The organism is Paenibacillus wulumuqiensis (assembly GCF_000971965.1).
Classification (GTDB): domain Bacteria; phylum Bacillota; class Bacilli; order Paenibacillales; family Paenibacillaceae; genus Saccharibacillus; species Saccharibacillus wulumuqiensis.
Window position 1 is genome coordinate 453,296 of record NZ_KQ040793.1, and the last position, 6,000, is coordinate 459,295.

The following is a 6,000-nucleotide window of genomic DNA, read 5'->3' on the forward strand; positions in this document are numbered from 1 at the left end:
AGTTTTTTGGGAAATTTTTCTTTTCATCTATGTAGGGTATAGTCGGATCATTACTTAATTTGAATAAAGCGCTGAAAAAAAACAAAAAGACCCGGACAGCATTTTATGTGATGAATCCACAAAATGCTGTCCGAGCCAATAGACTGCTGAACCGGAAATGAGTAGAACTTCATGCAGTAATCCTATATTATGCGTTGAGATCACCTGAAGCCATATGAGCAGTAAAAATGGCACCAGCGTAGATTGTACTTTGGTTCACTTCATGTGCAAATCATTTATGTCCTGGCGTATAAAAGTCAGGCTTGGGTACACGCGACCAGTCCGTATCGGAAGCCAGATAGAAACTCGTATAGCTCGGCTGGTTATACGCCGTATTCTGACGCGCAATGCCTGTACGGTACTGGGCATCATGCATCAGCGTATACAGCTTGTGATCGGTCACTTCCGTACTGAGGTAGATACGGATCGCCGAGCTGTCCGCTGTACGCAGCAGCAGTTCTTCACGCCAGTCACCGAAAATATCAGCGACGAGCGACGGATTGCCCTTGGTACCATTGTTGGTCAGGCTGCCGTTGGCCACCAGTACGGGTCCTTTTTGCCAATTTTGAATACTTGGAGTGACTTCCAGGGCACCGTCGATAACCTGGGTAGTCATGTCTGCGCTCCATTTAATATTCATATTTGTACCTGGTGCACTGCGGCCGATCAGCTCGCCACCGGCTGTGCGCAGGTCGGTCGCCCAGGCTTCCAGACCTGGACGGGACGGATCGATATCACCGACCATGCCGCGGCCGGTATCCTTGCCGGTATACGCTCCGAACAGTACTTTGCCGGTAGCTGCATCACGCATCGCATATCCATACGGTGCATATGCACCTCCTTCATGTACCATATAGATCTCCATGCCCGGATGGGACGGATCAAGGTCAGATACATGCAGCGCATCTCCATGCCCCAGCTTGGCTGTTTGTCCCGGTGTGGCACTGCCCGCCGGCATCACATCTGCCGAGCTGTACAGCAGGCTGCCATCATCATCCACCGTACCGGAGCCATAGACGATCTCATCCCGTCCATCTCCATCCACATCAGCTGCCGTGAGCGAGTGGGCGCCCTGTCCGGCCAGCGGACCCAGATCCGGGTCGGTGCCGTCGCGTCCATGCGGTCCGTCATTAAACGGATTGCTCATAATCGCCCAGCCGCTGTCTGCGGTCCAGTCCTTGCCGATCTTCTTGCCGTCCCAGTTGTAGGAGACGAGTACAGCCCGGGTATAATAGCCGCGTGCGAATACAGCCGATGGCGTCTTGCCGTTTACATAGGCGACGGTCGCGAGGAAGCGGTCCACCCGGTTGCCTGGCTCAATCCGTCCCATCGCATAATCGCCCCACATCAGTCCGTCATCCGTACGTTCCGGCTCATAGCGGACCGTATCTTCTTCCTTGCCGCTGCGTCCCTCGAACACGGTCAGGTATTCCGGACCGCTCACGATGAAGCCTTCAAAGTCGCGCAGATTGTTGCGTGAACTGCGAGATGGCGCATAGACGTCAATAAAGTAATCCGCCATCGCCCGGGCATCTTGCAGAGAGAGCGGATACTGATACTTCGGTGCGATTCCAAAGCATTCTTCCAGCGTCTTTGGCCAGTGACCGTTCTTCACTTCCGGATGTTCGCTCCAGTTCTGGAACATCTGCACCACATGTTCATAATAGTCCTCGCTGCTCATCCGGTAATCGTCCGTATTGGAGTAGCCAGCCTGCCGGTCTGCCTTGGGCAGGGAAATGTACTGTTCGGACACCACATTGCCGCGCTTGCCGTAACGGGTGATTTTGGTTCCCGGCGCTGTCTTCATCATTAGTTCAGCTTTGCCGTTGCCGTCAAAGTCATAGACGAGGAACTGGGTGTAATGCGCCCCGGAACGAATATTCACACCCAGATCAATCCGGTACAGCAGTGTTCCATCGAGGCGGTAGGCATCGATGTAGGTATTGCCGGTATAGCCTTTCTGGGAGACATCCTTGGCGTTGGACGGATACCATTTGACGAAATACTCATATTGTCCATCACCATCCACATCGCCGACACTCATATCATTAGCCGAATAGGTGTAAGCTTCACCGGCAGGCGTAACACCGTCAGCCGGCTTTTGCAGTGGCAGATCATAATACGTATCGTTCCATACGGTCGCAGGCGGACTCAGCTTCTGCTTGTCCGGCCGGTTCAAGCTGGCAGCGCTGATGCCGTAATCATCGGCATACTGCTGAAGTCCGGCCGCGGCTTGCTGCGACTCGTTTGCTGCTTGCTGCAGACCAGACGCTGTTTGCTGCGATGCGGCAGATATGCCGCTGTATGTAGCAGTGTCTCCGCCTTCCTCTGCTGTAGTCCCCTGCTGCACGTTGGTATTTGCCTGGTAGACATCGGTACTGACCGGATTGGCGGCAAAGGAAGTATCACGATTCCCCTGATTGGAACCACGATGCTGGAGCGGCAGTACACGATAGCTATCTTTGACCGAACCCTGACGATCCAGATAGTTGGTGCTGTCCTTGATGACTGTTACGAATTTGCCATTGCGATACAGAGCAAAATCCGTACCGGTCAGTCCCTGATCCGAATAGCCGTTCACCTCATTGCCAAGCAGCCGCCAGCTGATAAATATGCCGTCGCCCGTCTTGGCAGCGACCAGACCCCGGTCGAGATGCTCTAGCTGAATGCCCTGCTGCGGACTTTTACCGTTCACAACAGCTGCTGCCGAATCTGCGGCGGACAATCCTCCGGCCGGAAGCACCAGTGCAATGCCAAGCGTTACTGCCAGTGTCTTTACTGCCCATAAATGCTGCCATTCTCTCATCCCTTATTCACGCTCCTCAGTAATAGTGGTCATAATAACGATTTATGATAACGCTTACAATATTGAGAAGGACATGTGCACTTTCCGTCTTGTATTGGATAGACTGCTGTACCCCTTGCTTCCATTCACTCCTGCCCTATTTCCGTTCATACATGGTATGCCTTATCCTCTCCCTTCACTATGGCTTTTTCATTTGCCTATTAGCCTGTATACCTGACAGGTTCTTGCCTCGGTAACTGGATATTCCTGCAGGTTGTTTCTATTATAGAATTCCTCGTGTACAGCAGGCGTTCACAAATCCGGCTTATCTGTTTAAATAACAGAGCCTTTAGCTGGCTCATGCTGCTCATGCTGCTCATGCTGCTCATGCTGCTCATGCTGCGAAAGTATAGCATTTATAAAATGCGGGGTGAGTATATTTCTACAAAAGTCTTCATATGTAATATTATTTAACATAATAGTTATGTTTACGCATAATATATCAATTATAAATTAGATTTATTTACAAACTCCATGAAAATATCTCTGCAAATTCTGACACACCCTATAAGATGACGGTAGATCAATAACAGTATAGACAGGTTTGTTAACATCTTACTCATTTATCAAGAAAAAGGGGCGTGTATGGATGGAGAACAAGATACGCGGAGGAAAGATTTTCTCGTTGGGACTGCAGCATGTGCTGGCCATGTATGCTGGAGCGATTCTGGTGCCACTGCTTGTCGGACGGGCACTCAACCTGACAGGGGAGCAGCTATCGTATCTGGTAGCGATCGACCTACTGACCTGCGGGATCGCCACACTGCTGCAGGCATGGAAGACCCGCTATCTGGGGATCGGGCTGCCTGTTATGCTGGGAAGCTCCTTTGTCGCGATTACGCCGATGATCGGGATCGGCAATCAGTACGGACTGGGTGCCATCTATGGGGCGATTATCGCAGCCGGTCTGTTCGTTGCCGTCTTTGCAAACTGGTTCGGTAAAATGATCAAGCTGTTCCCGCCTGTCGTTACCGGCACGGTCGTTACGGTCATCGGTCTCTCCCTCATCCCCACGGGAATCAAAAACATGGCCGGCGGTGCCAACAGCCCGACATTCGGCAGTCTGGACAATCTGCTGCTCTCCTTTGGCGTACTGGCGCTGATTCTGGTGATCAACCGCTTCTTCACCGGCTTTATGCGGTCGCTGTCTGTATTGATCGGTATTATAGCCGGTACGGCAGTCGCTGCCATGATGGGAAAAGTAAACCTGTCGGCAGTGACCGAAGCATCCTGGTTTCATCTGCCGCAATTTTTCGCCTTTGGACTGCCGGAATTCCGGATCGCTCCGATTCTGACAATGATCATCGTCTGTATGGTCATTGTCGTCGAATCGACAGGCGTATTCCTCGCTCTCGGACGTGTCTGTGAGCAGAAGCTGACTCCACAGGACATGACCCGCGGGTACCGCACTGAAGGAATCGCGATTGTACTGGGCGGATTGTTCAACGCTTTCCCTTATAATACATTTGCCCAGAATGTCGGCCTGGTCGAGCTGTCCCGGGTCAAGACGCGCAATGTGATCTACATGGCTTCCGGCATTCTGGTCGTACTCGGTTTGGTACCGAAGATCGCCGCACTGGCTACGGTCATTCCATCCGCCGTATTGGGCGGAGCAACGGTCGTGCTGTTCGGTATGGTTGTCGCATCCGGCATCCGAATGCTGACGGAAGTGAATTTTCAGGATCAGCGCAATCTGATGATCGTCGCCTGCTCTGTCTCGCTGGGCATCGGCGCAACGGTAGTACCGGAGCTGTTCGCCGGTCTGCCTGCTGCACTGCGTATCATCGTCAGCGATGGCACGATTACCGGCAGCCTGTCGGCGATCCTGCTGAACGTGTTCTTCCAGTCCAGCTCCCGACTCTCCCGCCCGGCAGCAATGGAGCCAATCGTGCCTGCCGAGACGCCGGCGATTCGCGAGCAGGTATCCAGCTGATCCAAGCACCAGATCACCTGCTTGCTTCCGACGATGACTGGACAGATACAGAACGACACGCCTCCTCTCTGATGGATTTGCAGGATCATTTCCTCCAATAACGGGACAAGCACGTTCCATCCTTGCTATAATGGGTATATATGTGGGTATTCTGCGGAATACCCTCTTCGTATGACAAATATAGAATAGTGGATAGGAGCTGCCCATGTCTGAACAAAGCATTATTTTCTTCGATATTGACGGAACTCTGCTGGATCACAACAAAGAAATTCCCGCTTCCACCAAAAAAGCTGTATTCGACCTGCGTGCACGCGGTCATGAAGTGGCCATTGCTACCGGTCGTGCACCGTTTATGTTTGAAGATATTCGCAAAGAACTGGAGATTGACACGTATGTCAGCTACAACGGACAGTATGTCGTGCTGCGTGGTGAGGTCATTTATACCAATCCGCTGAATCCCGATGCGCTGCAGCAGCTGACCGAACGGGCGATTGAAAAGGAAAACCCGATCGTCTATATGGATGCAGATGATATGCACTCCAACGTGCCGGAAGAGCATGAATATATTACGACCAGCATCAAGACGCTGCAGGTCGGCAAATTCCCGAGCTTTGACCCGTCTTATTACCAGGAACGGGAGATCTACCAGTGCCTGCTGTTCTGCCTGGAAGGTGCCGAGCAGCAGTACGAAGCCGATTTCAAGGCATTTGACTTTATCCGCTGGCATCCGATGTCTGTCGACGTACTGCCTTCCGGCGGCTCCAAAGCAAACGGCATCTCCAAAATCACCGACAAGCTGGGCTTCCCGCGGGAACGCCAGTATGCTTTTGGCGACGGGCTGAACGATGTGGAGATGCTCAAGCAGATCTACAACAGTGTTGCCATGGGCAACGGCGAAGAAGCCGCCAAGGCAGCAGCACGACATGTCACCAAAAATGTGGATGAAGATGGTATTCTGCACGGTCTGCAAATGGTTGGACTGCTGGATTAAAGGATTACGGAATACAGACGACTTTGCATATAGCTGAAAAGATCGGCGGATATACAAGACGATCGCTTCTAACCGCATATTATAAGAAAAACCGCCGGATAGGGTTGCTGCCACTATGAACTGCACCCCTTAAAATGGACATTAGAAAACCCCTCGGTTAAACTAATGAGCATTTGGGGGTGCATTTTTCAT

The 6,000-nt window shown here is 51.9% G+C and carries 3 protein-coding genes; 2 read left to right on the top strand and 1 reads right to left on the bottom strand.

Annotation, left to right across the window (positions count from 1 at the left end; genetic code table 11):
• Window positions 1–271 precede the first annotated feature (271 nt).
• On the bottom strand, window positions 272–2,845 hold the full coding sequence (locus WH45_RS04945) for a rhamnogalacturonan lyase (protein ID WP_046213274.1): 2,574 nt from the start codon (window positions 2,843–2,845) through the stop codon (window positions 272–274).
• A 628-nt stretch (window positions 2,846–3,473) separates the two neighbouring features.
• On the opposite strand from WH45_RS04945, the gene WH45_RS04950 reads away from it, so the two are divergent.
• Window positions 3,474–4,817 (top strand): nucleobase:cation symporter-2 family protein, encoded by a 1,344-nt coding sequence (locus WH45_RS04950; protein ID WP_046213275.1) that lies wholly within the window; start codon window positions 3,474–3,476, stop codon window positions 4,815–4,817.
• Between the two features lie 205 nt (window positions 4,818–5,022).
• Window positions 5,023–5,808 (top strand): Cof-type HAD-IIB family hydrolase, encoded by a 786-nt coding sequence (locus WH45_RS04955; RefSeq protein ID WP_046213276.1) that lies wholly within the window; start codon window positions 5,023–5,025, stop codon window positions 5,806–5,808.
• Window positions 5,809–6,000 lie beyond the last annotated feature (192 nt).